The sequence below is a fragment of the Prochlorococcus sp. MIT 1327 genome (assembly GCF_047304785.1).
In the GTDB taxonomy this organism is placed as follows: domain Bacteria; phylum Cyanobacteriota; class Cyanobacteriia; order PCC-6307; family Cyanobiaceae; genus Prochlorococcus; species Prochlorococcus marinus_D.
On the sequence record NZ_CP138972.1, the window covers coordinates 1309966 to 1336420 of the forward strand.

Here is a 26455-nt window from a genome sequence, read left to right on the forward strand (position 1 = left end):
TTCGCGAGCTTCGATAGGCACTAGTCACCCTGCATTGACAAAGCTCGAACAACATCACCCCGGGTAATCACCCCAACAAGTTTGCGCTGATCGTTGATTACAAATAAGCGCTGCGTACTGCGGTCATGAAGCATGGCGGCGGCCCTTGGTAATGGCAGTGCTTCATTGCAGGTATGGGTGTCGCTGCGCATCAAGTCGTTGACGCTGGTACCAAGCACTTGGTGAACTTGCTTATCCCAGTTAAGGGGGTTGCGCAAGTAGATAACACTGTCGAGCAGTAACACATACGGACCAGCATCAACGCCGCTCTCGCGCACCATCAGATCTTGCTCAGTGAGTTCCCCCACAAGCGTGCCATCGTCGTTGACGACTGGCAGGCCACTGATGTGGTTATCACTCAGTAGTTGAACAGCCTCCTGCAGAGATGTGGCTGGCACGACACTGAGAACCGGCGTTGACATTACATCCTTCACCGTCTGCTGGAGCACCATGAATCACATGCAAGTTCATTCATTCTGAGCCTGTGAGTGCACCATCCCGCTTCGGTTCACCATCAACACTGAGAAGATCGGCAAATGCTCTAACCGTGGGGAGGTCTGTCGCAGGTCTCCCCCTGGTGTTGTTGCTTCAATTGGGTCACCCTGCTCTGGCATGGGTGTTGTTGTTGCTGGCAGGGCTTAGCGACTCCGCCGATGGCTGGCTGGCCCGCAGAGCTGGTGGTGGTAGTAGCTGGGGCGCTCGCCTGGACCCGCTTGCTGACAAGCTTCTTCTAGCAGCACCAATGATCTGGCTGGCCAGCAACGAGGCCTTGCCTGTTTGGTCGATCTGGTTATTGCTGGCCAGGGAACTACTGATTTCCGGTTGGCGTGCTCAAGCCTCATCTGGTGCTCCTGCTTCTTGGGGAGGTAAAGCAAAGACGATCCTTCAATTCCTAAGCATGCTGCTGTTGTTGTGGCCGCCTAGTTGGGGAAGCCACAACTTTTGCCTAAATATGCAGCACCTGGGCTGGTGGTTGTTCTGGCCATCTCTGATCCTGGCGTTTAGCTCTGCGGTGGCATACATCAAACCCCGATCAAGGATTGATCGGCACTGAAATCTGGTTCAGCCGTTGGCTTCAAGGAGTAGTCGTTGCAGTAGCTATCTTCGAGGCCAGTCTCAAGGTCAAAGCGTGGCTGCCAGGCCAATTCCCGCTCCACCCTGGTGATATCGGTAAGGAAATGACTCAGCCTTAGCGGGAAGGCCTTACGAGCTTTGGGATTCAGGCCTGAAGGATCAAAAGAACGAAGCTCAACGGCATTTGGATCTTTGCCACAAGCCCTTGCTGCCGCTGCAATCAAGCCCCTGAAGGTGATACCACGCTTGCTGGAACAGTTGTAAATGCGATTCGTTGCTGTCTCCACCTCAAGGGAACGAACCATGGCATCAGCCAGATCAACAACATGCCCCAATTGGGTGATGGTGGTGCCATCTCGTGGCAAAGGAACCGGTCGATTATGGACGATACGATCGAAAAACCAACGTTCAATTGGGTTGTAATTACCAGGACCATAGATATAAGTAGGTCGGAAACTGGTAAAGGGAATTCCTTGCTGAAGCAGCCATGATTCGGTCTGAGCCTTGCCGGCATGACGACTGTTCGGGTCGGTTGCACTCTCCTCATTCAGTGGCCACTCTTCGGAATCTGCATAGACGCCAGCGGAACTGACATAGAGGAAACGATGCTTTGGCTCTCCTGTACAGGCCACCACCCTTTGACTGTCTTCAAGCTTGCGCCCTGAGCTGTCGACGATGACATCGAAGCTTCGGCCTTGAAGACGACTCAGCCCCTCAGGAGTGGTTCGATCACCACTGAGATGTTCCACACAATCTGGTAAAGAATGGCGGCCTCGAGTGAACAACGTGAGCGCATGGCCTTGGGCCTGAAGTCGAGTAACCAGAGGCTTGCCGACAAATCGGGTTCCCCCCATGATCAGAATCTTCAAAACAGCTGAATCATCAAACGCGCATATTGAAGCGCGTTTGATCAGCAACTGAAGGCCCTTCGCCCTGCAGGATGGAGGTCTAAGGCAGCGTTCTTTGCCAATCATGGAGATCATCCCAGCCATCGACCTACTGGACAGCGTGTGCGTGCGACTTCACCAGGGGGACTACGAGAAGGTGACTCGCTTCAACGAGGACCCCGTTGATCAAGCCCTTAGCTGGCAGAAGCAGGGGGCAACTCGCCTACACCTGGTGGATCTCGATGGCGCCAAATCTGGTGAGCCGGTCAACGATTCCTGTGTGCGAGCTATTACCTCTGCCCTCAATATTCCTGTCCAGCTCGGGGGTGGTGTGCGCACTCTCGAACGAGCCGAAGAACTCCTCGCCTACGGCCTTGAACAAGTCATCCTTGGCACCGTGGCAATAGAGCAACCCCAGCTAGTGAAACAGCTTGCCCAAAGGAATCCCGGTCGGATTATCGTCGGCATCGATGCCAAAAACGGCAAGGTGGCAACGCGAGGATGGATTAGCCAAAGCGAGGTGAATGCAACAGACTTAGCCTCCGATTTCAATGCTGCCGGTATCGCCGCAATCATCAGCACAGACATTGCAACTGATGGAACCCTTGAAGGGCCGAACCTAGAGTCACTACGTGCAATGGCAAACGCCAGCAGCGTTCCAGTAATCGCCTCCGGAGGCGTGGGTTGCATGGCCGATCTACTTAGTCTGCTGGCTCTTGAACCCTATGGAGTGAGTGGGGTGATTGTTGGAAGAGCTCTCTACGACGGCAAGGTGGATCTAAAAGAAGCAATCCGAGCCATTGGCGATGGCCGACTGCAGGACCCACCAACTAGCAAACCACTGATGGCATGAGGACCTTGGACTATGAATTGACCTTGCTGGAGCCGTAAATTGAATTCATTATCACTTCAGTTGTGATGCACACCGCTCCCAAGATCAGCGGCTCAAGTGCTGAGCAGGATGAAGATGGAGTGCAGGGAGCCTTCGAACGCTGCCGGCGGCTTGGGATGCGACTAAGCCGTCAGCGGCGCATGGTGCTGGATCTCCTCTGGAGCGAAGCCACTCATCTCAGTGCTCGCGATATCTTTCAAAAGCTCAACACCTGTGGACGGTCCATTGGTCACACATCCGTCTATCAGAACCTGGAGGCACTTCAATCAGCAGGACTGATCGAATGTCTCGATCGAGCCAATGGTCGCCTATACAGCTACCGAAGCGATCCTCATAGCCACCTCACTTGCATAGAGACCGGCAACATCACAGACCTTGATATAGAACTCCCTGAGGATTTGCTCGATCAAATCGAGGCCAAAACTGGTTACTGCATTCACTCCTACACCCTTCAACTCAGCGGTCGGCCAGCATGTAATAACCACGACTAAAAACATCAAGATCTCAACGGACTGGAGGATTTGCCTAACGCTCGTTACCTTGATGGCATAAGCCTTGTGCCGTGGTGAATTTGGCGGACAGCACATCCACTCAGATCCTGTTGCTGGCTCCCGATCTGCTCGGTGAATCCTTAGCGTTGCAGCTCAGCAGTGCAAACCCAAACCTGGATGTCATTCTGCGGACGGACCAGCTGAGCCGTCATCCAGTCCTAGTGATCTTGTCGGTTGAGAGTCTCGAAACTCTCAGCACATTGCAACTGGAACTCAAAAGACTTCAGGAGCATTGGCAACCTGCGCCAGTAATGCTGATCCTTCCGGCCCAGCTTCGTTTCAATGCAAACGAGTTGTTGAGCCTCGATTGTCCAGGCCTACTTCAAGACCCCGATCTGGCCACATTGCAGGCTGCCATCACCACTCTTTGTGGCGGTGGCAGAGTTGTGAGACTCAATGCTGCCCCCGTCTCCCAAGACAGCATTCCCCAAGCAACGATGGGGCTTGGTCAGTGGCTGTTGGTGAGTGGTCTCCAGCAGATCGACAACGATCTGAGGTTGATCGAAGCATTCCTCAACCCACCGCCCAAAAATGAACTGTTTCGTCTTTTGATGGAAGGGCGCCAGCGGGAACTCCGTAGTGCAAGAGATTTTTTGTTATGGATTTGGGGCCCGCTGCAAGTGGGTCTACGCAACCCTTTCCCCCAAAATCGGCCATCCCAAAAGGCACGCATCAATTTCGATTTCGATGCTTCAAGACAGATCTCAGCAGAAGCTGCCGGAACGGTTATCTGCCTCAGTGAACGGAACGCAGTGGCGGTATGGGGAGCGATCCGTCAGCGGCTTAGCGATTCCGTAGAAAAAGGACTCAGAAATTCAACAGGCAGCCTGCTAGCGATTGAAAGCCTCAATCCTGAGCGACGTCGTGACCTACTCCTTGCCCTTTTGAACCAATTGGATCATGTGCTGAAAAAGCTGCGTCAACCCAACAGTACCGAGACCCCACTCAATGACTCCTGGCTGACGCTCGAATCTGAACTACGTGAACAAGCCCTGCGATCTATGGCAGGTAATTACGTCAGACTTCCTCGAGGTGGTGAACTCAAACAAGTGGCAGATCAATTGCTTGCCACTGCCGATCTCAAGGGAATTGATCAAGAACTTCCAGACCCCCAGAGAATGCTGGCTCCATTGCTGCTCGACAGACCCGTGCTTGTTGAGGGGCAGCTGCTGCCGGCAGATTCCCCTCGAGCCTTACTGCAACTCGAAATGTTGGTGGGTAACTGGCTCGTACGAACCGCTGAAATAATCAGTGCCGAAGTTCTCGGAACCTGTGGGGAGTGGCCCGAACTACGCCGATTCCTACTGAACCAGCACTTGATCTCCACACGAGAACTCGAGCGATTGCGTAATCAACTCAATAGTCAGGCCCGTTGGCAAAACTGGATTCAAAGACCAATCCAGCTCTACGAAAGTAAACGACTCCTCTACAGGTTGCGAGACGGCATTATCGAGCCATTACTGCTCACCGAACCTCGTGATGAAGAACTCAGCCAGCTTGGTTGGTGGCAGCAGCAAGTTGCTCTATTGCTCGAAGCCCGCGATGCTCTGGCACCCTCAATGCAATCCCTGATCAAACGCATCGGTGATCTCATGGTGGTCGTGCTTACGCAGGTATTAGGCCGTGCTATTGGTCTGGTTGGACGAGGAATCGCGCAGGGAATGGGACGCAGCCTGAGAGGTGGCTAATTCCCACACTTTCGAGGCAATCAAGCGCCAAAATGAGCATTAAACATCTCCGTGTACTGCCCATGACCCATCTGCTCAAAGCACTCCTGAGCTTGGGTCTGGCCATTCTTCTGATGGTGCCCCCAGTCCAAGCCATCCGAGATGACGATGCCTACGACGGCAACATCTTTCCGATCTATGCGGGTGATGGTTCATTGGGTTACGGGCAAGGAACAAATCTTCCCGAAGCCCTTAGAGAGAAGCGCACAAGTGTGATCGTGTTTTATCTCGATGACAGCGCCGTCAGCAAGGCTTTCTCTCCTGTGGTTTCAACAATTAACTTGATATGGAGAGATTCCATTGATCTGATCCCATTGACCACAGACGAGTTTCAAGGACGAACAAGCAACGATCCCCAAGAAGAGTCTTATTACTGGCATGGACGCATCCCTCAAGTGGTGGTGATCGATGGTCAAGGTGAGGTGCTACTCGATCAAGAAGGCCAAGTTTCACTCGATGAAATCAATGATGCAATCAGTACTGCTACAGGCCTAAGTAAACCAATTGATTCACTTAAAATCGACAGCTTCAATGAGTACAACAGCTTCATGGTGAAAGAATAAGGCGCTAAAGTACTGCTATCAGCATCAACCACCCTTTACGCTGCGCGCCAGGTCCCCCGGTCTAGTAAGCCGGCTGCTCCAATGACTTGCCTGCTTGAGCTGCTCCTACTGCTTGGTCTTGGTGTGTTTTGGCTCGAACTGAGGCATCGCCTGAGGCCCGCCTCCCCTCTGAGCCTCAAGGCGCTCGACTTCAACGTCAAGCAAAGCAACTCTGATCTTGATGTAGAAATCTGGCTGGAGATCAGCAACCCCCATCCGCGCATGGAAGTGATGGTGCCTGAGTTGCAAATTAACCCTGTTCTGCTTGGCAAAGCCGATCTAAGTGAAGTCAAGTTGAGCACAAAGATCACCCCACATCATCCAGATGAAAAGGCTCGCGATGATGGTTACTGGGCGGCCTACATTGTCAAAGGCCACAAAAGCACGAGGGTGCAGGTGAACCTGCGCCTGCAGAACAGCAAAAGCAGCGATTTGAAAACTAGTGCTGACAGCATTTGGGTAGATGTCAACTGGGTGAACTACGGCCCCTTTGGTCGGCTGAAGCGTCGTCAGGGTGTCCTGGTGCCACTCCATCAGCCAGAACCTCTCCAACCCTCTGAAGTCAGCTTCCAAGCTGGCGATTGCTGTGAGGTGTTACCTCTGAAAACCCATTTGCTTGGCACCCTCGATAACACTGTTGAGATCTTGCGTGACTACGCCAAGCCGCATCTACGCCCCGGAGATGTCCTCACGATCGGGGAAACCCCGGTGGCGATTATGCAAGGGCGCTATCACCACCCGAGCACAGTCAACCCTGGATGGCTCGCCCGGTTCCTTTGCCGAGCCTTTCATCCCACAAGCAGTCTTGCTACTGCTTGTGGGCTACAGAGCTTAATTAATCTGGTAGGGCCAACCAGAGTGCTACTGGCATGGATCGTTGGCCTAATTCTGAAAACGCTAGGTATCAAAGGAGGCTTCTATCGACTTGCTGGCGAACAGGCACGTCTAATTGATGACATCACAGGAACCACTCCTCCATACGATCAAACGATCGTGCTTGGGCCCCTCGCGCCAACAAAGCTCTGCAGACAAGCAGCCGCTGAGTTGGGAGTTGGCGTTGCCATCGTTGATGTCAATGATCTCGGCCGGGTGAAGGTTCTGGCCTCTAGTGATGGTTGCGATGAAACCCTTCTCAAGAAAGCTCTGCGTCCGAACCCAGCCGGTAATGCCAATGAACGCACGCCTCTGGTCTTGGTCCGACCCAATTGAGCACAATGGAAGACATGGTCAAGCTGGATAAGATTCAAATGAAGGCATTGGTCGAGGCGTGATCGAGGCATCCAGCAGCCCCCTTCAGGTGATGTCCCTCAGAGCGAGCCACTTCCCCATGCTGAATGCCAGCGAACACGCTGGTCGGATGCACTGGCTAGAGACCATGCTTTGGCGCGGTTGGCTGGCAAGAGCTGAACAACAACTTCCAAGCTTGTTGCCAACTAGGCAGCCAAGTTGCCTAGTTGCTCTTGAGCAGAAAAATCTGGTCGGCTTTGTTGTGATTAGGCCCTACAACCGACGTGGCACGTGCTGGTCAGTGACCTCACCGGAGCTCATAACGTCGCCGCGGCAATGCAGCAACCAAAGCGTGAGCCAAGACCTTTTAACAAATGCCATCCAGCAAGGCAGTAAGCGTGCACAGAGCTGGATCTTGCGCTGCCCCGCCAATGACACCGATCAGCTGGCACTAGCCAGAGTGCTCGGTTTTCAACCTCTCAAGCTCTTCCAGTGTTGGACATCACCCTCACTGATGGCCCAGTCGATACCAACTTGGCCTGCTGAGCTCAGCTGGCAACAGCTGAGCCGTCGAACAGCCTCCTTGCTTTGGCCACTGGAAAAAGCCGGAGGCTCTGGCCATCTCCGCCAGATCGTCGATCGACAATGGATCGACCTACTTGACCAAAACCAAACGGGCAGTGGCGTGCTGCTTGCCCAGGGCGGCGCAACGAGTACGGCCATTGCAGGTCTGGTTAGCCATCCTGGAACAAACTCAGAAACAGTGCTTGAACTGATGCGCGATGTCGGCTGGGACCCTCGACTGTCACAAGCTCTGCCAAAAGTTTTAGCTGACCTTACGAGCATGTCCAAAACATTCCGACTGATCACCACCAGCGAAGACGAGCCTCTCAATACTCTTCTCGAACAACTTAGATGGAAGCGTGCGGGAGAAGAGTTGCTGCTTGGTCGCAGTCTTTGGCGTCGCCAGGTAAGTAACAAGTTGCTTCTTGGAGCTCGACCACTGCAATCGATGCTGGGGCGACTGCAACCCCAGCAACCACCTCTGCCTACTCCAATCCTGGGCCGACGTTAATGACGGCAACAAAACCCAGTCCCAAATCCATGCTTAGTCTGGATTTGGGGAAAAGACGCATCGGCCTAGCAGGATGCGATCCACTTGGCATCACGGTGAGTCCTCTACCACCTCTGCAGAGAAAAAGCTTCGAACGAGACCTAAAAGTGTTGCAGTGGCACTGCACTAGTCGCAAAGTAGAAGGCTTGGTCGTGGGTTTGCCGCTCGATGCCAAAGGTCTGCCCACAGATCAAGCACGACACTATGAGCGTTATGGACAACGCTTGGCGAGAGCTCTCAAGCTGCCTCTCGCTTTGGTTAATGAACACAGCAGTAGTTGGGCTGCTGCTGAACGCTACAACTTGCAAGGCGATCGAAGTGGCCAGCTTGATAGCGCTGCGGCAGCACTTCTGCTCGAGCAGTGGTTGCGAGAAGGTCCCGAACTGAAACCGGTCCACGTGGCGGCCCATCCAGTGAGTCAGGTGAACAGCGATAGTGGATCCTGAGCAAATCAACCTCAGCTCCAATGACTGCCCCGGGTCCAAACATCAATGGCGAGGTGCCAACGGTCTTAGTAAGAGATGATGAAGGGCGGGATCTGCTCTGTTTTCTCGAGCAACTCATTCCCCTTGATGACAAGGATTACGCCCTACTCACACCGGTCGACACCCCCGTCTCCCTCTTCCGCCTCAGCGAAGGCAACGATCCCGAACTGATCGAAACGATTGCCAGCAGTGAACCAATCCTTTCAGTGGCCGATGTCGTGCTGCAAGAACACGACCTCACTCTTGTTCGTTCAGCTGTAACACTCACTGTGAACGGTGAACTAGATGAACCCGATCCAGAAGAATTGGAAGATGAGGAAACCGATGACGACTCCGAGACATATGAATTACTCGTTAGTTTTATGGTTCAAGAGCAGGAGTATGGCCTTTATATCCCTCTGGATCCCTTCTTCGTTGTGGCTCGCATGACCGACGGTCAAGCAAAGCTTGTCGAAGGAGAGGAATTCGATCAAGTTCAGCCACGTATTGAAGTCGAGCTCGAAGATAGGGAGCTGTAGATCAGATGAGCCAACACTGGCTTCAGCCAAACTGGGCACCCGGCCTGACCCTCCCCCATCTGCCGATCCAGCACTTGCTGGATCAGGGCCTGCAGGCCCTGATCCTTGACGTTGATCGCACCTTGCTGCCCGGGCGTGAGATTGAATTACCGCTATCCGTTACAAGCTGGGTTAAGGAAGCCCAACGCCATTTATTACTTCACCTCTTCAGCAACAATCCCTCTCGAAAACGTATCGGTTCGGTAGCTGAGCAACTAGATCTCACCTTCACCTGCAGTGCAGCGAAACCTCGCAGAGCCCGACTGCAAAAGGTACTCAATCAGATCCAGTGCAAACCTACAGAGATTGCCATTGTGGGAGATCGAATCTTCACTGACGTGCTAGCCGGAAACCGTCTTGATCTCTATACCGTTCTAGTTCGACCACTACGCGCCGATGGCTACCCCTGCAAAAACAACAGAGTTCAGCGTCTTGAACAAAAACTTGCCGCATGGCTAGGGGCCCCACAGACATGAGTCTGTGGGTGGTGAAGGTGGGAACCAGCCTGCTGAGAGGCAATGAGAAGCAATCCACCGCCGAAGTGATTGAGAGCTACAGCGCCTGCCTTTCAGCAAGCCTCAAGCGGGGGGATCATGTTGTCCTCGTAACAAGTGGCGCCGTAGGTCTTGGTTGTAATCGTCTAGGGCTAAGCCAACGACCGGTCGATGTGGTGGCTCTCCAAGGGACGGCGGCGATCGGTCAAGGACAACTCATGGCTCTCTATGAGGCTGCCATGAGCCGAAGGGGTCACACCGTGGCTCAGGTATTGCTCACCCGCTCAGATCTTGGCTCGAGGCAGCGATACCGCAATGCTTCTAGCACCTTGAAGCAATTGCTCGACTGGGGCGTTCTGCCGGTGGTGAATGAGAACGACGCCCTCTCTCCGGAAGAATTGCGATACGGCGACAACGACACCCTTTCAGCTCTTGTTGCAACCGCAGTGGAGGCTGATCAGCTCATCATGCTCACCGACGTGGATCGCCTTTATTCCTCAGACCCCCGCATTAATGCCTCTGCCGAACCGATCTCAGATGTTTACCATCCCCATGAACTGACTGCCCTGGAAGTCGCGGCAGGGGAGGGAGGTGCCTGGGGCACTGGGGGCATGACTACAAAACTTGCGGCAGCTCGCATCGCTACCGCAAGTGGCATCACCGTTCTTCTTGCTGATGGCCGCGATCCTCAAGTGCTTGATGGGTTGCTGCAAGGAAGACGGAGCGGCACGGTGTTTCATCCTCACCCTCAACCTCTCGGCAATCGCAAGATCTGGCTGGCCCATGCCCTGAAGCCCTTAGGGACCCTTCAGCTGGATGAAGGCGCCTGCGATGCCCTTCAACATCGTGGCGCCTCCCTGCTCTTGGTGGGGGTTAAAGAGGTGGAAGGAAACTTTGAAGCCAACCAGCCGGTAAGACTAATTAATCCCGAAGGTAACGAGCTCGCTCGAGGCCTGTGTTCCTTGAGTAGCAAAGAACTGCGCGAGGCCATTGAGACCCAAATGAGCACGAATCGTTCACCGGTCGTGGTGCATAGGGACGTGTTGGTTCTCCGCAACGCGTGACTTGATTGAACATCACCAACACATCACGCCTACGATCCGCCGAAAAGTGATTTGACATGCGCTTCAGCCAGTTGATCGCCTCCCTCCAACAAGGAAGCGCTGGGCTGCAGGACCACCAGCTAGCTGAAGATCCTGAACTGCTTAGCGGCGCATCTCTCGATCAAGCAAAGGCCAATCAGCTCAGTTTTCTGGAACAGGGCAATGCACTAACCACTCAGCTAAGCCACAGCAAGGTTGGGGCCGTATTGATTCCACCTCAGGATGATCTACGTGTCATTGCTGAACAAAGAGGGCTGGCCTTTGCGGTGTTGCGAGATCCTCGCCTGGCATTCGCTGAAGCCTTGGAACAATTGCATCCACGCTCGCGGCCCAAGGCAGGTGTTCACCCCACAGCCGTGATCGGAGATCAAGTGCATCTTGGCCAAGGGATCTCAATCGGTGCGCACGTCGTCATCGGTGATGGCAGCCGTATCGGTGCCTATAGCGTGGTCCATCCAGGCGTAGTGATTTACGAAGATGTGGTGGTGGGGGAAGCTAATGAACTTCATGCCAATGCTGTTCTTCAGCCTGGTTCCAGGCTAGGTCTGAACTGCGTTGTGCACTCCAATGCCGTTGTTGGATCAGAGGGTTTCGGCTTCGTACCTACCGCCAATGGATGGAGAAAGATGCCCCAAACCGGTTTGGTGGTTCTTGAAGACGGTGTAGAAGTGGGCTGCGGGTCGACCATCGACCGTCCATCGGTGGGTGAGACTCGCATCGGCGCTGGGACCAAAATTGACAACCTCGTGCAAATCGGCCACGGGGTGGTTACAGGCCAAGGATGTGCCCTTGCCTCACAGGTGGGGATTGCCGGCGGTGCTCGCCTGGGTGAAGGTGTAATCCTCGCCGGTCAGGTTGGAGTCGCTAATCGCGCTGTAATCGGCGATCGTGCCATCGCTAGCTCGAAGAGCGGTATTCATGGCGAAGTTGAAGCGGGGGAAGTTGTCAGCGGCTATCCCGCGATTCCAAATCGCCTCTGGTTGCGCTGTTCCGCCACCTTCAGCAAATTACCGGAGATGGCCAAAATGTTGAGGAAGCTGACAAGAGATACACCTCAGTAACCTCACAGGAGGCACAAGCCATTTTGGAGTTCTCCACATGCGCCAGCACCGCATCGTTCTGCTGCCTGGTGATGGTATCGGTCCTGAAATCACTGCTGTAGTAAAGCTTTTACTTGATGCAGTAGGCCAACAACAAGGTTTCAAGCTGAATTTCGAGCAACACCCCATCGGTGGGGTTGCCATAGACGCAAGCGGATCGCCCTTGCCCGCCAGCACCCTTGAGGCATGTCAAGCCAGTGATGCGGTGCTCCTTGCAGCAATTGGTAGCCCTCGCTTTGATGCCCTGCCCAGGGAGCAACGGCCGGAAACAGGCTTGCTATCCCTTCGGGCAGGACTGAAACTATTTGCGAACCTCAGGCCGGTGACGATCCTGCCGGCCCTGATCGATGCCAGCAGCCTGAAAGCAAATGTGATCAAAGGCGTTGATCTAATGGTGGTGCGGGAGCTCACAGGTGGGATTTATTTCGGCCAACCGAAAGGGCGTATTGAGGCCGATGGGGATGAGCGCGCTTTCAACACAATGACCTACTCCAGAACTGAGGTGGACCGAATCGCCAAGGTCGCTTTCGAGCTCGCCCGCAATCGCAGCGGAAAGCTTTGTTCAGTAGATAAGGCAAACGTGCTTGATGTCAGTCAACTGTGGCGTGATCGTGTCGATGCTTTGGCTGCCAACTATGGAGATGTAGAGCTCAGCCACATGTATGTGGACAATGCCGCGATGCAATTGGTGCGCAACCCCAGGCAATTTGACGTGCTGCTTACCGGCAACCTCTTCGGAGACATCCTTAGTGACGAAGCAGCCATGCTTACCGGTTCGATTGGCATGCTGCCCTCAGCTTCGCTCGGCAGCGAAGGACCAGGACTGTTCGAACCGGTGCATGGCTCCGCACCCGATATCGCAGGACAAGACCTGGCCAATCCAATGGCAATGGTGCTTTGCGCAGCAATGATGCTGAGAATTGGCTTAAAGGAAAACGATGCCGCCACGGCTCTTGAAGGATCAGTAGAGCGTGTTCTCGCGGCAGGTTTCCGTACAGGTGACCTCATGAGTGAGGGTTGTACCCAACTGGGCTGCGCAGAGATGGGTGAGCAATTGCTGCAAGCGCTTTAAAGGATCGAGAACTCTGATAAGCAAATGCTGATGTTGCCAAATTGAGCTGTTTGCTCCATGACCTGCCAAAATCTCTGGGCCTGTCCTGCCTGCGTCGATGTCGAAGCGTCACCCGGTTGTCGCCGTTACAGGGTCCTCTGGAGCCGGAACCAGCACCGTAAAGCGGGCCTTCGAACACATTTTTTCCCGAGAGAAAATCACGCCCGCCGTTGTGGAGGGCGATAGCTACCACCGCTTCGAGCGGATGGCCATGAAGGAAGCCATGGCTGACGCCTTGGCCAAGGGTGAAAACTTCTCCCACTTCGGCCCAGAAGCGAACTTATTCGACAAGCTGGAAGAGCTCTTCCGCACCTACGGTCAAACAGGGGGTGGCAAGAAGCGTTACTACTTGCATAGCACTGAAGAGGCAGCAGAACATAACAGCCGCCTAGGCACGAAACTTGACCCCGGTCAGTTCACCCCTTGGGAGGAAATTCCAACCAACACGGATGTTCTCTTCTATGAAGGACTCCATGGTGGTGTCGTTGGTGATGGCTACGACGTAGCAGCCTGCGCCGACCTACTGGTTGGGGTGGTACCAATCACCAACCTTGAGTGGATACAAAAAATCCACCGCGACAATGCCGAGCGAGGCTATTCCGCAGAAGCAATTGTGGATACGATTCTGCGCCGCATGCCTGATTACATCAACCACATCTGTCCACAATTCAGCCGTACAGACATCAATTTCCAGAGAGTGCCCACTGTGGACACCTCGAACCCATTCATTTGTAGGAACATCCCTACGCCGGATGAAAGCTTTGTGATCATTCACTTCCGCAAAGGTGCTCGCGAAAAATGGGGCATCGACTTTGGAGATCTGCTCAACATGATTAATGACTCGTTTATGTCGAGCCCGACAAGCATCGTGGTGAACGGAGGCAAGATGGGTTTTGCAATGGAATTAATTTTGACCCCGATCATTCATCGCCTTATTGAAGACAAACACAAACTCTCATAAACAAAATAATTTAGTTACCTCAAGAAACAACTATGATGGGATTATCTGAGTAATCAGTTAATCCTATTTCTATTTCCAACCTCTCATTTGTAATTGCAACAGCCGCTTCCCGATCAACCGAGGCAGCACGCTGCGATCGGTTCAACAGCGGCCAACTGATTGAGAAAGCACGACAAATTTATTTCAACTATCTCTCCAACACCATCACTGGCACGGAACCCATTGGTGTTGTTCTGAATGAAAACAATGGGAAAGGACGCGTTGTCTTTGATCTTCCGGTTCTGCTTCCAAAAGAAAAATTTCTCAAGCTAGAGCTCCTGCGCACCCTCCCGATGCGCTCCCGTCAAACCCGTGCAAGAAACATCGCCATCTCTAGGCGCAGCTAATGCTCTGGATCTATCTAGCGATCATCGGAGCTTGTATGGGCAGCTTCATCAATGTGATGGCTTGGCGGCTTCCCCGAAAGGAATCATTGATTTGGCCTGGTAGCCATTGCCCACGTTGTGGATGTGGTGTGCGTTGGCACGACAACATCCCAGTACTCGCATGGATTCAACTGGGCGGTCGCTGTCGTGATTGCAGAACCACCATTCCAGTGCGTTATCCAGCGGTGGAGAGTCTCAGCGCCGGGCTTTGGGTATCGGCTGCCTTGGCAGCGCCAACCAGCATGGGCGAGTTGTCTTCCTTGTTCAATCTCTTTGCTGGAGTCGTGCTTGTCAGTGTGCTGTTGCCACTGGTCCTCATCGACCTCGATCACATGTGGTTGCCTGAACCACTTTGTCGGGCTGGCCTTTTGTTAGGTCTGGCGTTCACCGCGACAGCGGCAGTTTCACTCGGCTGGAGTAAGGGATCAACCCTGCTGCTCGACCATTTACTAGCAGCAGCAGCAGCCTTAATTGCGATGGAAGGGCTTAGCTTCCTTGCTAAAAAGCTGATTGGTCAGCCGGCCCTTGGGCTTGGTGATGCCAAATTGGCGGCCATGGCTGGAGCATGGTTAGGACTGAATGGGGTGGCTATGGCCATGACCCTGGCCATCATCAGCGGCGCAGCGGTTGGTCTCATCGGTCGGCTTGCTGGTCAGCTACAACCTCGCCAGCCTTTTCCCTTCGGGCCTTTCATTGCCTTTGGGGTCTGGGGTGTATGGCTTTGTGGATCAGATTGGTGGTGGCAACATTGGCTCAACCTAATGGGTCTTTAATAGACCAACGGCTGCTAGAAAAAAATGCCAACTGTCAGTGAATCAAGCGCGCTTTAGATTTGGATGATTCACCACTTCTTAATTTGCGGTATTGGACATAAGCATGGACACTTGATCCATCCTTATGACTGCCCGAGAAGCCTCGTGCCAGTTGAGAAGTCACCCGTCCTCACACTGATTTAAAAGGATGAGTTTATTCGACTGGTTTGCTGATCGTCGCAAGGGTCAGTTCGTTGGCAAGGTGAGCCAGGAAACTGAAGAAAGCGATGGCCTTTGGGTCAAATGCCCCGAATGCGGTCAGGTGGTTTATCGCAAGGATCTTCATGCCAATGCAAGTGTTTGTTCCAACTGCGGCTATCACCACCGCATCGATAGCGACGAAAGGATCGTCCTGATTGCTGATCAAGGAAGTTTTAAATCACTGGATCGCAACCTCAGCCCTACAGATCCACTCGGATTTAAAGATCGCCGTGCCTATGCCGATCGACTTAGAGAAAGCCAGGCCTCAACAGGCATGAAGGACGGGGTCGTCACAGGTCTTTGCCAAGTCGAAGGAATGCCGATGGCCATGGCGGTGATGGATTTCCGCTTCATGGGCGGTTCTATGGGATCAGTTGTTGGCGAAAAGATCACCCGACTGGTGGAGCGGGCAACAGCCCAAGGTCTACCCCTCTTGATTGTCTGCGCTTCAGGCGGAGCTCGAATGCAAGAAGGCATGCTCAGCCTGATGCAAATGGCCAAGATTTCCGGTGCTCTTGAACGACATCGAGAGGCTGAATTGCTCTACATGCCACTACTCACTCATCCAACTACCGGTGGTGTGACTGCCAGTTTTGCCATGCTCGGTGATCTAATTCTGGCGGAACCGAAGGCTCTGATTGGCTTTGCTGGACGCCGGGTCATTGAGCAGACCTTGCGGGAAAAACTACCCGACAATTTTCAGACTGCCGAATATCTGCAAGAGCATGGCTTCGTAGACACGATCGTGCCTCGCACGCAACTTCGTAAAACGCTGGCCTCACTCTTGCTGCTGCATGGCTGCAAAGCGAAAAAGGCTGCGGGTAAATGAGCAAATCTCTATTCCGATTCTGCCTCTGGCTAGGTCAGGGTTTCATGCTCCTGCTGCTAACCCTTTTTATTCCTTACGGCTTTCTCGAAGTAGAAATCGCAAGCGCTGGCCCAGTCGAATGGAAGGAAGTCCCCGCTACTGAAGCTGGACAGCAATGGTGGGATATAGGCAGCCTTCATTACGACAAGGATGGCAATCTCAGCGTGCTTAGTCGCTTTACTCCAGCGCTCAGAGAAGGCGAGAAGCAACAAAATGGCAGCCTTTATTTGATGCATGTGGATTGCGATCAAAAGCTCTTCAGGGATACCTCGGTGAATGGTTTGCATCGTTTCCGCGCAGAATGGAAACCCTCTGATGGCGATGAGCTCATCGATGCAGTCATCGATGAGGTTTGCACTGCAGAGGTGACGTAAATATCAATCATGAATCCAATCCGTCCACCAATTGGTGTTGCTATTGCCGGCCTTGGCTTCGGTGAATGCGTTCATCTTCCGGCACTAAAAGCCAATCCAGACCTACAGCCTGTTGCCCTATGGCATCCACGCAGAGAGCGACTAGAAAAAGCTTCTAACCAGCATGAACTTATCGGCTATAGCGATTGGTCAGCCCTATTGACTGATCCAAAGATCGAGGCCGTGATTCTGGCAACACCACCAGGCCCGCGTTTTGAATTGGCGCTCGAAGCATTGAAAGCTGGAAAACATTTGCTTCTGGAGAAACCCGTGGCGTTGCATGCCGATCAAGTCGCTGAACTGCAACGACTGGCCATCAAGCAAAGATTGAGCGTGGCCGTGGACTTTGAATACCGTGCTGTGCCGTTGTTTATGCAAGCCAAGCGTTTGCTTGATCAAGGGATAGTGGGAACGCCATGGCTGGTGAAACTTGACTGGTTAATGAGTAGTCGCGCCAATGCTTCAAGACCATGGAACTGGTATTCCCAATCCGAGGCAGGTGGCGGCGTGATTGGGGCGCTAGGCACTCATGCCATCGACATGCTGCATTGGTTGTGTGGGCCAACTCGCCAGGTGAGTGCTCTGCTATCCACCTCGATTCAAACAAGGCCTGATCCAATTAGTGGCGAACTTCGTGATGTGAGCAGTGAAGACGTCACCCTGGCTCAGTTAAAGCTGTGTGGAAATGAGAGGCCTGAAATACCTGCACAGGTGAGCCTCACGGCAATTGCCCTCCAGGGAAGAGGGTGCTGGCTGGAGATCTACGGCAGCAACGGCAGCCTCTTGCTTGGCAGTGACAACCAGAAAGACTATGTCCATGGCTTTGGCCTCTGGGCAGCAGCTGCCGGTGAGCCACTTCGCAGCATTAGCGCTGATTTGGATCTAGCGTTCCCCACCACATGGACTGATGGTCGCATCGCCCCTGTAGCGAGGCTTCAAGGCTGGTGGGCCGAGAGCATGCGCAGTGGCCAGCCAATGCTGCCAGGCCTTGCGGAAGGATGGGCCAGCCAACAGGTTTGCGACAAAATAAGGGATTCAGCTAGATCAGGACAGCGACTTGAAATCCAATCGACACTCTGAAAATAAATAAGCCTGATAGGGATAGGTGACAGTTCTGACCATCGTCTTATAAAGTCCTGGGCCGCAGGTCCAGGACTCTTTGCTTGAGAACTGGCCCCTACTGACACTACGGAGATCTCTATGGCCCTCGTTCCGCTAAGGCTTCTGCTTGACCATGCCGCAGAAAACGGCTATGGCATCCCTGCTTTCAACGTGAACAACCTCGAGCAGGTGCAGTCCATCATGGAAGCGGCTTACGAGACTGATAGCCCCGTGATCCTGCAGGCCTCCCGCGGTGCTCGAAGCTACGCAGGTGAAATCTTTTTAAGACATCTGATCATCGCCGCCGTTGAGACTTATCCAGACATCCCGGTGGTGATGCATCAAGACCACGGGAATAGCCCCTCAACATGCTTTGGTGCTGCAGCCAACGGGTTCACCTCTGTGATGATGGATGGTTCTCTTGAGGCAGACGCCAAGACACCTGCCAGCTACGAGTACAACGTTGCTGTCACAAAAGAAGTCGTAGGAGTGGCCCATGCCATTGGCGTAAGCGTGGAGGGTGAACTGGGCTGCCTGGGCTCCTTGGAAACAGGTATGGGTGAAGCCGAAGACGGCCACGGATTTGAAGGCAAGCTCGACCACAGCCAACTGCTCACCGACCCAGCTGAGGCCTCCGACTTCGTCGCTAAAACCAAAGTTGACGCTTTAGCAATCGCGATTGGAACCAGCCACGGCGCCTACAAATTCACGCGCAAACCCACTGGTGAAGTATTAGCGATCAGTCGAATTGCAGAAATCCATAAGGCCATCCCTAACACTCATTTAGTGATGCACGGTTCCTCTTCCGTTCCCCAGGAATGGCTGCAAATGATCAATAAATACGGAGGTGCAATCCCTGAGACCTATGGCGTTCCTGTCGAAGAGATCCAAGAAGGGATTCGCAATGGCGTGCGTAAGGTCAATATCGACACCGACAATCGCCTGGCTTTCACAGCTGCTGTGCGTGAAGCCTCTGTCGCTGATCCTGCCAACTTCGATCCACGCCACTTCAACAAACCTGCGCGTAAATATATGAAGCAGGTCTGTCTTGATCGCTATCAGCAGTTTTGGTGTGCCGGCAATGCCAGTAAAATTAAGCAACGTGATATCAACTATTACTCAGCCCTTTATGAGAAAGGGCTGCTTGATCCAAAAACCGCTGTTGCTGCATGATTAAGGCCAAATGAATAGCTGAGGGGGGCTGCGAGGCCTCCCTTTTTAATGAATATGGCTTAGGACAACAACATTAGAGATCCATTGCGTCCGTCGAGGCGCGCTATTGCTCCAAGAGGCAAGGCAAGATTCGGTTGGCCATGACCAACAGGAAGATCACTGACAATTGGCACGCCAAGAGAAGAAAGACGCTCCTCAAGGATGCCGACCATTGAGAAGTCTCCCGGGACAATCTCCCCTTTCCAGCTGAAACGGCCTGTAGCTACGGCCGCAACATCTCGTAGCAGCCCTGCGCTGCGCCATTGTGTGAGCATGCGATCAACCCGATAGGGTGCTTCACCTACATCCTCGAGCACTAATACGGCACCACGCAAATCAGGGAACCAGGGTGTTCCGATTAGATGTGTGGCCACGGTGAGATTGGTTACCACTAAAGGGCCTACAGCAATGCCTGGAATGACCCCAATGCCTGATATCGGGGCTACAGATTGACAAGACAACAGACCAACCGTTCGTTGCCATTGTTCGTCAGACCCAGTCATCGACCCATGGATGGCGCCGCGAGATCCCACACCCCACTGGGCCAATAACAGAGAACTGGAGTCTGAGAAGCCGAGGCTCCAAAGGGAGCGTCGTGGGAAATGGAACCCGTCCTCCAAAACCCTTGCGCTACCCCAACCAGAGCCGATGTAGACAATTCCATCAACATGAGGATCCCTCCACGCGGCCTCTAGTTCAGCGCGGCGCTGGGCATCTGTGCCGGAAAACCAATGCCATTGGCGATGCAACGATGGAGGCAATTCAAGGAGCCACCCCTGCGCCTTGCAACGCTCAACTAAAAAAGAAAAGTCTGTTTGAGGATCGATCCACGTACCAGTATTTACAGCCCGAATTCGTGAACCATCACGAAGTGGTGTTGGCGCCGCCAAAGGTGTCGATGCATGAAAGGCTGGGGTCAATGTTCGCCCCAGCTTTGGCCAAGCAAAGGTTGCTGCTATGGCAGCCGGAAGCCCCATCAGCAGCGAGCGCCGTCGCATCGTGAATCAGCCAAGCAGTGATTGCAATAATCCTCTGCCATCCACACCACCAATCACAGGATCACAAGCCCGTTCAGGATGGGGCATTAAGCCAAGCACATTGCCAGTCTTGTTTGTAATTCCAGCGATATCAGCTACTGAACCATTGGGATTATTGACATAGCGCAAGGCGATAGCGTCATCGTCTTGTAGCTGGCAAAGGGTTTCGTCACTGCACTGATATCGACCCTCACCATGGGCAATGGGCAGGGTGAGAGAATCTTTTCGTTGATGACCCATTAGCCAAGGCGTGCGGTTGCTTTCCACAGTGAGCAAAGCATCCTCACAGATGAAATGAAGGCTTCGATTGCGGGTTAGAGCTCCAGGGAGCAGACCTAGTTCAGTCAGAACCTGAAAGCCATTGCAGATGCCGAGCACCCTGCCGCCACGTGCAACAAATTCCACCAGCGACTCAAGCACCGGCGCAAAACGGGCAATTGCACCACAACGGAGGTAGTCGCCATAACTAAACCCGCCTGGAAGCACAACAGCATCAAGACCATTTAAATCACGGGTCTCATGCCAGAGAAAGCGCGTTGGGATGTTCAAGCATCCTTGCGCTGCCCAGCGCACATCGCGATCACAATTTGAGCCAGGGAAGACAACAACACCAATACTCATGGCTGCATTAAGCGGTGGTTGTAGGAATCGGCTGAAGCTCAAGACTCCAATCTTCAATCACGGGATTGGCAAACAGGCGATCACTGAGCAGTTCCAGCTGCTTGCGTGCTTCCGCTTCATTATCAGCCTCGAGCTCAAGATCAACAACCTTTCCGATCCGCAGTTTGCTGATGCCTTCCACCCCAAGGCGATTGGCAGCAGATCGAGCAGCCTCCCCAGCCGGGTCAAGCACTGAAGGACGCAGACTGACAAGAACGCGGGCATGAAATCGCGGCACGGTCTGTAGGAAGTGGATTGTTAAATCTTCGCAGCTCAAGGCACCCTTTTTAAAGGATGAAAGTGTGTTTAAAATCTAGGCCACTAGGCCCGCACTGCTTGCGTGGTGAATGGTGATGATTGATTCAACGATCAAAACAATGCAGGTGCAGGAGAAATACAACGCAAAAATTATAGTTATCTGAGCATGACTATGCAGCCAAAGTCAAGATGAGCTGAATGGACTGTACTGACCCTGGTTGTTAGTTGCCTGGCTGATGGCAAGTAAGACTCTCTGATGAAATCTTAACTTACAAGAGGATATAGATTATGTTTCTAAATATGAGACAACTCCTTGCCAAAGTAATGTTCCAGAAATACTCTCTGTAGCTCTATTGCATCAATAATATAGATAAGAATTGGCTGTAGGGAGTTTGGCTAGTGGATGGCTTGTTGAATTTGTTCATTCATCAACTCTCTGCCTCGATTAATTAAGTCATCTCGAGTGAACTCACCAGAATCCAGCCTCTGCAATATGATCTTCTGTGCTGCATAGTCTTCGTTGTGCAGCCCAGCACGGCTTTGCATCATCCGCCATGATTTACGGCGCTCTATATGGAAGAGAACCATCTGACGACTAACCGCATAATACTTAAACTTGCCATTGATTTCAGCCTTGAAATACACACCCCAATCAGGCACATAAGCATGATGATTCTCATTAAATACATTTCTATAAATAACATCTTGCTGCCTAATTAGAGTAAGCATATTGTCGATATGTATAAACTCGTCGACTTGTGCTTCAGGAATCTCTTTGAGGTGTCTGCGAAAACGTGCTTCGGTAAGAGCCCAGTGAGCAACAGTGAGATTATATGGCTTTCCATCTGATTGATATTTAGCTGCCCTCCAGTCTCGATTGATTGAAGGGTTACCCTTGAGCTCAAAAGTTTCCTGGATGGTCTCGCCAGCGCGAGGATTATAGATAAACTCAGGCATTCCACGACTATCTCGAATCATACGAGCCTGATAGGCACTCATGTCGTCACCAATACCATGCTCTGGCTGACAAGATGTATAGCATTGGAAAAAGGCTGTACCACGATATTCAAGTCCATCAAGCATGGCCTTATACATTTTTCCTGAATTTGCCATAGAAACCTGGGCAATAAATGGCGAACCATGGCCAGTTGTAAATGCTTCTGCAACACTTTTCTTCTCTACGAGCTTACCTTGCGAAGCAACACCAAATTGGTTCATGTCATATCCACCCAACATGTTAGAGCTGTCGGAGTTTTGACCACCGGTGTTGGAATAGACCTGCGTATCAAGCATCAGTAATTTCACATTGGGACGGTTTTGCAAGACGACCTTTGAAACGTTTTGAAAGCCTATATCGCCCATAGCTCCATCTCCACCAATCGCCCAAACTTTAGGTAACTCACGTATTTCCTGATCAGTCATGAGTGAGTCATCAAGATGAGTTAGCTCGAAGTATTCACGCTCACTACAAACATTGATGTCACGATCAAGAAGTGCTGTAGCAAGTCGTTCCGGAGTTACAGATCGACGTGCATGATTGAGGACAGCAGATTCTCCTATCAGCCAACTAATGGTTGCGCCATCCTGAAATAAGGAATTCATCCAGGGGTATGGATGAGGATTGGAGGGAGGAGTAGAGCCGTAAACCGTATTGCAGCCAGTGTGAGCACCCATATACATCGTGCACATTCCATTTGCCATACGTCCATCAACTGCCTGTAGATCACAGTGATTAAAGGCATCCTGATTGAGGACTGTTACCAGTGCTGTGATGACTTCTTGGTCAGTGATCTCACCAAATCTATTGAGCCGAAGAGTTGTATCATGTTCGTTTTCACCACCAAGACCCATTACTGCATGGGCTACAGAACGCTTAAACCAACTATATTCATCATCATCTTGAGTCTTTAGAGTTGCCAACCTTGTGACACCACATTTTTCTAATAGTTTTGCTTTTTTGCGTAAACGCTCTGCTTTTTGGTGATAAATGGGTCGCATGTATGCCTCTGTGATAGAAGCAGCAGCCCTCAGCACACTTTTTTCACCACAACCTGCACAAGCACCGTCTCCAGAGACAAGAGACTCGTAATTACTCCGTACCATCAAGTGCTTCCGCAGGGCTGATTCAAGTGAAGACTCTGGTGATTCAGACTGATATTGCCCAAGAAACTTTTGACTGGTATCTGGTAATAAGCGGCTAAAAACTTGGGCAGTTGTAAGATCGGCATTAAGTTCAGGCGTATCCTGTTTCATTCGCAAGGCATCATGTTCTCCACAAACCTGAACACACTCCCCACATCCTTTGCAGAGGTCGCTAACAAAAATAGAAAAGATACCCCCACTACCAGGATTCTTCTTCTCAAGACTTTTGTAAATACTAGGGGTGTTGTTATATGCAAGGGGTAACTTGTCAACAATATCAATTAGCTGCCTACGTGAGGCTTCATCGATTGATGTAAGCTCATCTAACTCATTACTTAGAATAGTTTTAAAAGGCTGTTTGGTTTTGGATGCAACATTGTCATTCATTTTTTCGTGGCAACGTTGATCTAATCCAGGCACCTCCTTCAAAAGTTGCTTCGATGCATTCTCGTCAGTGACATAATTGCGTATGGCAGTGACAAGAATTGTACTTACATCCTGTGCTGTATTAGGCAAGGCAGTATCAGGACAGGCGGCGATACATTCCATGCATTGAGTACAATTCTCTGCGATGTAAATTGGGGTTTCGCGCCTGGCTACATATTTACTTTGTGTCGCCCCACTGGCAGGTCCCATAACAGATAAGCTTGCAAAAGCACCTGATGGTTGGTGATAGCCCAAGTCGTTTCGGAATTCTGAATCAAATTTCTGCAGTGTTTGGAATGGTGACCTATTGGCTTGTCCATCAGGCATCGAACAAGACGAACAACCACTAGCAGCACAACCTGCAGTTGCTGGAATCTCAATGAGAGCAGCATCCTTTGGTGCAAGCATGGGGTTGCGCATGCTTGAAGTGTCTACATCCTTATTTTTTCCATAAGCAATTTCCTCAACCCGTTCAAAGCCACCAGCCATAACCTTCATGTTTGAATCAACTACCGCGTCACCAAAGCGCCCGAACTTCTTTTGATATTGGTTGCGAACAACCTCTTTATACGCGGCCTCACTAATCTCGTGATCCTGCAAAAAGGTTGAAACTTTGAAGAATGCACCAAGGAAGGAGTTTCCTTGCATCCTTAATTGCAGATCAGTTCGAGTTGTTGCTTCTCGAGCGATATCGAATCCAGGCAGAATAAATACACGAATGCCGTTATCCTTGATGAATTTGCGATACTTTGAGGGAATTCGCTCCCAGGCTTCAGCCGCGGGCTCACTTGATTCCCATACAAGGCAACCGCCTTTATTTAAACCCGCAAGCGGATTAGTATGTGTGAATGCTTTGGGGTCACAGCAGAGCACTACATCAACATGATTGAGCTCACAATTCACTTGTATCTTTTCAGCCGCAACTGTTAGGAAATAATTCGTAGGGGCTCCTTTCTTTTCGGAGCCATACTTGGGGTTGGCCATAATGAAGAGCTTCTCTTCTAATTGGCCATGTTGATCATAGGTTGGATCACGTTCGGAAATCATTTGCCCAAACTTACCGATAATTTCACCAAGGTTTTTACCCGTGGTGATCATTCCCCAGCCTCCAATCGAATGGAATCGAACAGCAATCGCTCCATTCGGTAATAGCGATGGTGTGTCTTTAGAAACCACGCTATAGGGGTGATCAATACCTAGTGTGAAATAAGCTTCGCCATCAGCTGCACTTTTGCCGTCTTTCCGGGCAATCCCCCCAGTGGCATATTCAAAAGCTCCGATGATATGTTCTGGTCGAAAATCTCTAGAGCCAAGCCCATAACTTCCGCGAAAAATTCTTGGTGTTTGCTCAAGTGTTATTGCAGGCATCATGCCTCCATACTGTGCAGACTCCTGTCCTTTACTTAGAGCAGTGCGGATGTCTCGACCTAATGGATTATCACCAGCCAAGCCTTCATCTGTTCGTTCTAAAATAATGACATTCTTTTTGCCACGCAAAGCATTAATTAATGCCGCTTCAGGGAAGGGACGTAAAACATTTATATGAATAGAACCAACCTTGGCATTGCGGTGCTCACTTAGGTAATCGCATGCCGCTTCAATATTTTCAGCTGCACAACCAAGAGAAATAAAGACTGTATCCGCTCCCTCGGTTTTATATTCTTGAATAAGCCCGTAGTTGCGGCCTGTTAACTGAGCAAACTCTAGATAGCATTGCTCAAGGAATTTAAGAATTGGTTCATTGAAATTATTACGACGTGCTATGACACCATTCATATGGTGCTCTTGATTTTGAACAGGACCTAAAAGCACCGGATTCTTTAAATCCAACATTTCGGGGACTCGGCGACGCCGAACTCCGAACAGTTCTCTTTGGGCTTGTGAAGGGCAATCTATCTGGTCATCTGGTGCACCCAGATATTCACGTAGTAGATCCGCTTCTGGGGCTCGATAAGTACGCTCAGAATGGGTGGTCAACATCCCATCTTGAATATTCATTCCTGGATTTAAGGCTAATTCATTACATTTACGAAGAATAATTGCCTGATCTGCAGCTTGCTGGGCATCTCTAGCAATTAACATCGTCCATCCAGTATCTAGAGCTGCATTGAAATCATCATGGCCACAGTGAACATTAAGTGCATGCTTGGTCAGGGCTCGAGCTCCAACCTCCAAAACCATCGTCGAGAGCTTTCCTGGTGCGTGGTAATACTGCTCCATTGCATATACAATTCCCTGTCCAGATGTGAAGTTAACTGTGCGCTTGCCAGTCATCGCCACCGCAGTAGCACCGCCTTGCGCTGCATGTTCACCTTCTGCCTCAACAGATAACTTTTGGTTTCCCCATACATCAAGAGCCCCTTCTGCAAAAGACTGTTGATATATTTCACCCCCCTCTGTTGAGGGTGTAATTGGGTAATAGACACCTCCTTCTGTAATGCGCGTTTCTACCCACTTGGTGACAAGATGATTGCCATTACACGTCACCGGAATTCCTGGATACTTGGGGTTATCACCCCCCAGTACTGCTGGAACCATCTCCTGTTCTACGGTTTGATCTGCCATACGTAGAAATCAACGAAGGAACATCTGCTGTGTGCGTAAAATCTACTGAAATCTGTGAACAGATTGCAGCACTTGATCAAAGAGAGGGAAAGAACACCGAAGCCCAGGCCCCAACGAGTCGATTCTAAAAAAGCTTAAGCCTCGCCCGTTTTGCCAATGTCAGTCTTGAGGCTTGCCTTGATTTTTTCAAGAGCTGGGGTTTCTGCTATCAACCCCTAAAGATAGTGAACTGTTCTTCCTGGCTGCATAACCTGGGAGAACAGGGGATATTGCCTCATTCAGTTTTTAGAGGTTCTCAGGTACTGACTCTGTTGTTTTCAAGTACACCACACCATGAGACCACCTGGTATGACTAGGGAATAGTCCTATATTGCATGTAAAAGTACAAAGTCTTGTGCTTGCTTGCAGCTC

Annotated in this window: 25 protein-coding genes; 19 read left to right on the forward strand and 6 right to left on the reverse strand. The window is 51.6% G+C overall.

Annotation, left to right across the window (positions count from 1 at the left end; translation table 11 throughout):
• Nucleotides 1-20 precede the first annotated feature (20 nt).
• Nucleotides 21-491 (reverse strand): CBS domain-containing protein, encoded by a 471-nt coding sequence (locus SIB80_RS06405; protein WP_063420066.1) that lies wholly within the window; start codon nt 489-491, stop codon nt 21-23.
• Nucleotides 492-523: 32 nt separating this feature from the next.
• Between SIB80_RS06405 and SIB80_RS06410 the strand changes: the two genes are divergently transcribed.
• Nucleotides 524-1093, forward strand: coding sequence for a CDP-alcohol phosphatidyltransferase family protein (locus SIB80_RS06410; RefSeq protein WP_063420068.1), 570 nt, complete (start codon nt 524-526; stop codon nt 1091-1093).
• Here SIB80_RS06410 and SIB80_RS06415 read toward each other — a convergent pair.
• On the reverse strand, nt 1062-1967 hold the full coding sequence (locus SIB80_RS06415) for an NAD-dependent epimerase/dehydratase family protein (protein ID WP_205909703.1): 906 nt from the start codon (nt 1965-1967) through the stop codon (nt 1062-1064). The two genes, SIB80_RS06410 and SIB80_RS06415, sit on opposite strands and share 32 nt — an antisense overlap.
• A 118-nt stretch (nt 1968-2085) precedes the next feature.
• On the opposite strand from SIB80_RS06415, the gene hisA reads away from it, so the two are divergent.
• The 18 genes from hisA (at nt 2086) to fba (ending at nt 18917) form a co-directional block, all read left to right on the forward strand.
• The gene (gene hisA / locus SIB80_RS06420) at nt 2086-2853 is read left to right on the forward strand and encodes a 1-(5-phosphoribosyl)-5-[(5-phosphoribosylamino)methylideneamino]imidazole-4-carboxamide isomerase (protein WP_063420069.1); all 768 of its coding nucleotides are present in this window, start codon (nt 2086-2088) and stop codon (nt 2851-2853) included.
• A 65-nt stretch (nt 2854-2918) separates the two neighbouring features.
• Nucleotides 2919-3383, forward strand: coding sequence for a Fur family transcriptional regulator (locus SIB80_RS06425; RefSeq protein WP_063420070.1), 465 nt, complete (start codon nt 2919-2921; stop codon nt 3381-3383).
• 71 nt (nt 3384-3454) lie between these two features.
• On the forward strand, nt 3455-5131 hold the full coding sequence (locus tag SIB80_RS06430) for a DUF3685 domain-containing protein (RefSeq protein ID WP_063420072.1): 1677 nt from the start codon (nt 3455-3457) through the stop codon (nt 5129-5131).
• Between the two features lie 32 nt (nt 5132-5163).
• On the forward strand, nt 5164-5733 hold the full coding sequence (locus tag SIB80_RS06435; RefSeq protein ID WP_063406675.1) for a thylakoid membrane photosystem I accumulation factor: 570 nt from the start codon (nt 5164-5166) through the stop codon (nt 5731-5733).
• Nucleotides 5734-5814: 81 nt separating this feature from the next.
• Nucleotides 5815-6981: a hypothetical protein gene (locus SIB80_RS06440; RefSeq protein ID WP_063420074.1), complete on the forward strand. Its 1167-nt coding sequence runs from the start codon at nt 5815-5817 to the stop codon at nt 6979-6981.
• Nucleotides 6982-7039: 58 nt separating this feature from the next.
• Nucleotides 7040-8074, forward strand: a complete 1035-nt coding sequence (locus SIB80_RS06445; RefSeq protein WP_236066074.1) for a hypothetical protein — start codon at nt 7040-7042, stop codon at nt 8072-8074.
• Between the two features lie 29 nt (nt 8075-8103).
• Nucleotides 8104-8559 (forward strand): Holliday junction resolvase RuvX, encoded by a 456-nt coding sequence (gene ruvX, locus SIB80_RS06450; protein WP_236066075.1) that lies wholly within the window; start codon nt 8104-8106, stop codon nt 8557-8559.
• 20 nt (nt 8560-8579) lie between these two features.
• Nucleotides 8580-9116: a DUF3727 domain-containing protein gene (locus SIB80_RS06455; protein WP_011129906.1), complete on the forward strand. Its 537-nt coding sequence runs from the start codon at nt 8580-8582 to the stop codon at nt 9114-9116.
• 5 nt (nt 9117-9121) lie between these two features.
• Nucleotides 9122-9631 (forward strand): YqeG family HAD IIIA-type phosphatase, encoded by a 510-nt coding sequence (locus tag SIB80_RS06460; RefSeq protein WP_063420076.1) that lies wholly within the window; start codon nt 9122-9124, stop codon nt 9629-9631.
• Nucleotides 9628-10713 (forward strand): glutamate 5-kinase, encoded by a 1086-nt coding sequence (proB, locus tag SIB80_RS06465; RefSeq protein ID WP_063420078.1) that lies wholly within the window; start codon nt 9628-9630, stop codon nt 10711-10713. Before SIB80_RS06460 ends, proB begins: the two co-directional genes overlap by 4 nt.
• A gap of 56 nt (nt 10714-10769) precedes the next feature.
• Entirely contained in the window at nt 10770-11813 is a 1044-nt protein-coding gene (gene lpxD, locus SIB80_RS06470) for a UDP-3-O-(3-hydroxymyristoyl)glucosamine N-acyltransferase (protein WP_011129909.1), read from the forward strand.
• A 37-nt stretch (nt 11814-11850) separates the two neighbouring features.
• Nucleotides 11851-12924 (forward strand): 3-isopropylmalate dehydrogenase, encoded by a 1074-nt coding sequence (gene leuB, locus SIB80_RS06475; protein ID WP_063420080.1) that lies wholly within the window; start codon nt 11851-11853, stop codon nt 12922-12924.
• A gap of 97 nt (nt 12925-13021) precedes the next feature.
• Nucleotides 13022-13924, forward strand: coding sequence for a phosphoribulokinase (locus tag SIB80_RS06480; protein ID WP_011129911.1), 903 nt, complete (start codon nt 13022-13024; stop codon nt 13922-13924).
• 385 nt (nt 13925-14309) lie between these two features.
• On the forward strand, nt 14310-15122 hold the full coding sequence (locus tag SIB80_RS06485) for a prepilin peptidase (RefSeq protein WP_011129912.1): 813 nt from the start codon (nt 14310-14312) through the stop codon (nt 15120-15122).
• A gap of 187 nt (nt 15123-15309) precedes the next feature.
• Nucleotides 15310-16191, forward strand: a complete 882-nt coding sequence (gene accD, locus SIB80_RS06490) for an acetyl-CoA carboxylase, carboxyltransferase subunit beta (protein ID WP_011129913.1) — start codon at nt 15310-15312, stop codon at nt 16189-16191.
• Nucleotides 16192-16235: 44 nt separating this feature from the next.
• Nucleotides 16236-16604 (forward strand): hypothetical protein, encoded by a 369-nt coding sequence (locus tag SIB80_RS06495; protein ID WP_011129914.1) that lies wholly within the window; start codon nt 16236-16238, stop codon nt 16602-16604.
• Between the two features lie 9 nt (nt 16605-16613).
• Nucleotides 16614-17723 (forward strand): Gfo/Idh/MocA family protein, encoded by a 1110-nt coding sequence (locus SIB80_RS06500; RefSeq protein WP_063420082.1) that lies wholly within the window; start codon nt 16614-16616, stop codon nt 17721-17723.
• A gap of 120 nt (nt 17724-17843) precedes the next feature.
• Complete coding sequence (gene fba / locus SIB80_RS06505) at nt 17844-18917, forward strand: class II fructose-bisphosphate aldolase (protein WP_063420084.1); 1074 nt, start codon at nt 17844-17846, stop codon at nt 18915-18917.
• A gap of 59 nt (nt 18918-18976) precedes the next feature.
• On the opposite strand, the gene SIB80_RS06510 is transcribed toward fba, so the two are convergent.
• The 4 genes from SIB80_RS06510 to SIB80_RS06525 form a co-directional block, all read right to left on the reverse strand.
• Nucleotides 18977-19954 carry a S66 peptidase family protein gene (locus tag SIB80_RS06510; RefSeq protein ID WP_011129917.1) on the reverse strand — a complete coding sequence of 326 codons (978 nt, stop codon included), beginning with the start codon at nt 19952-19954 and terminating at the stop codon, nt 18977-18979.
• A gap of 6 nt (nt 19955-19960) precedes the next feature.
• Nucleotides 19961-20614: a phosphoribosylformylglycinamidine synthase subunit PurQ gene (gene purQ, locus SIB80_RS06515; protein ID WP_011129918.1), complete on the reverse strand. Its 654-nt coding sequence runs from the start codon at nt 20612-20614 to the stop codon at nt 19961-19963.
• Nucleotides 20615-20621: 7 nt separating this feature from the next.
• A complete protein-coding gene (gene purS / locus SIB80_RS06520; protein ID WP_041384305.1) occupies nt 20622-20891 on the reverse strand; it encodes a phosphoribosylformylglycinamidine synthase subunit PurS in 270 nt (89 codons plus the stop codon).
• A 416-nt stretch (nt 20892-21307) separates the two neighbouring features.
• The gene (locus SIB80_RS06525; protein ID WP_011129920.1) at nt 21308-26044 is read right to left on the reverse strand and encodes a 2-oxoacid:acceptor oxidoreductase family protein; all 4737 of its coding nucleotides are present in this window, start codon (nt 26042-26044) and stop codon (nt 21308-21310) included.
• Between the last annotated feature and the right edge of the window lie 411 nt (nt 26045-26455).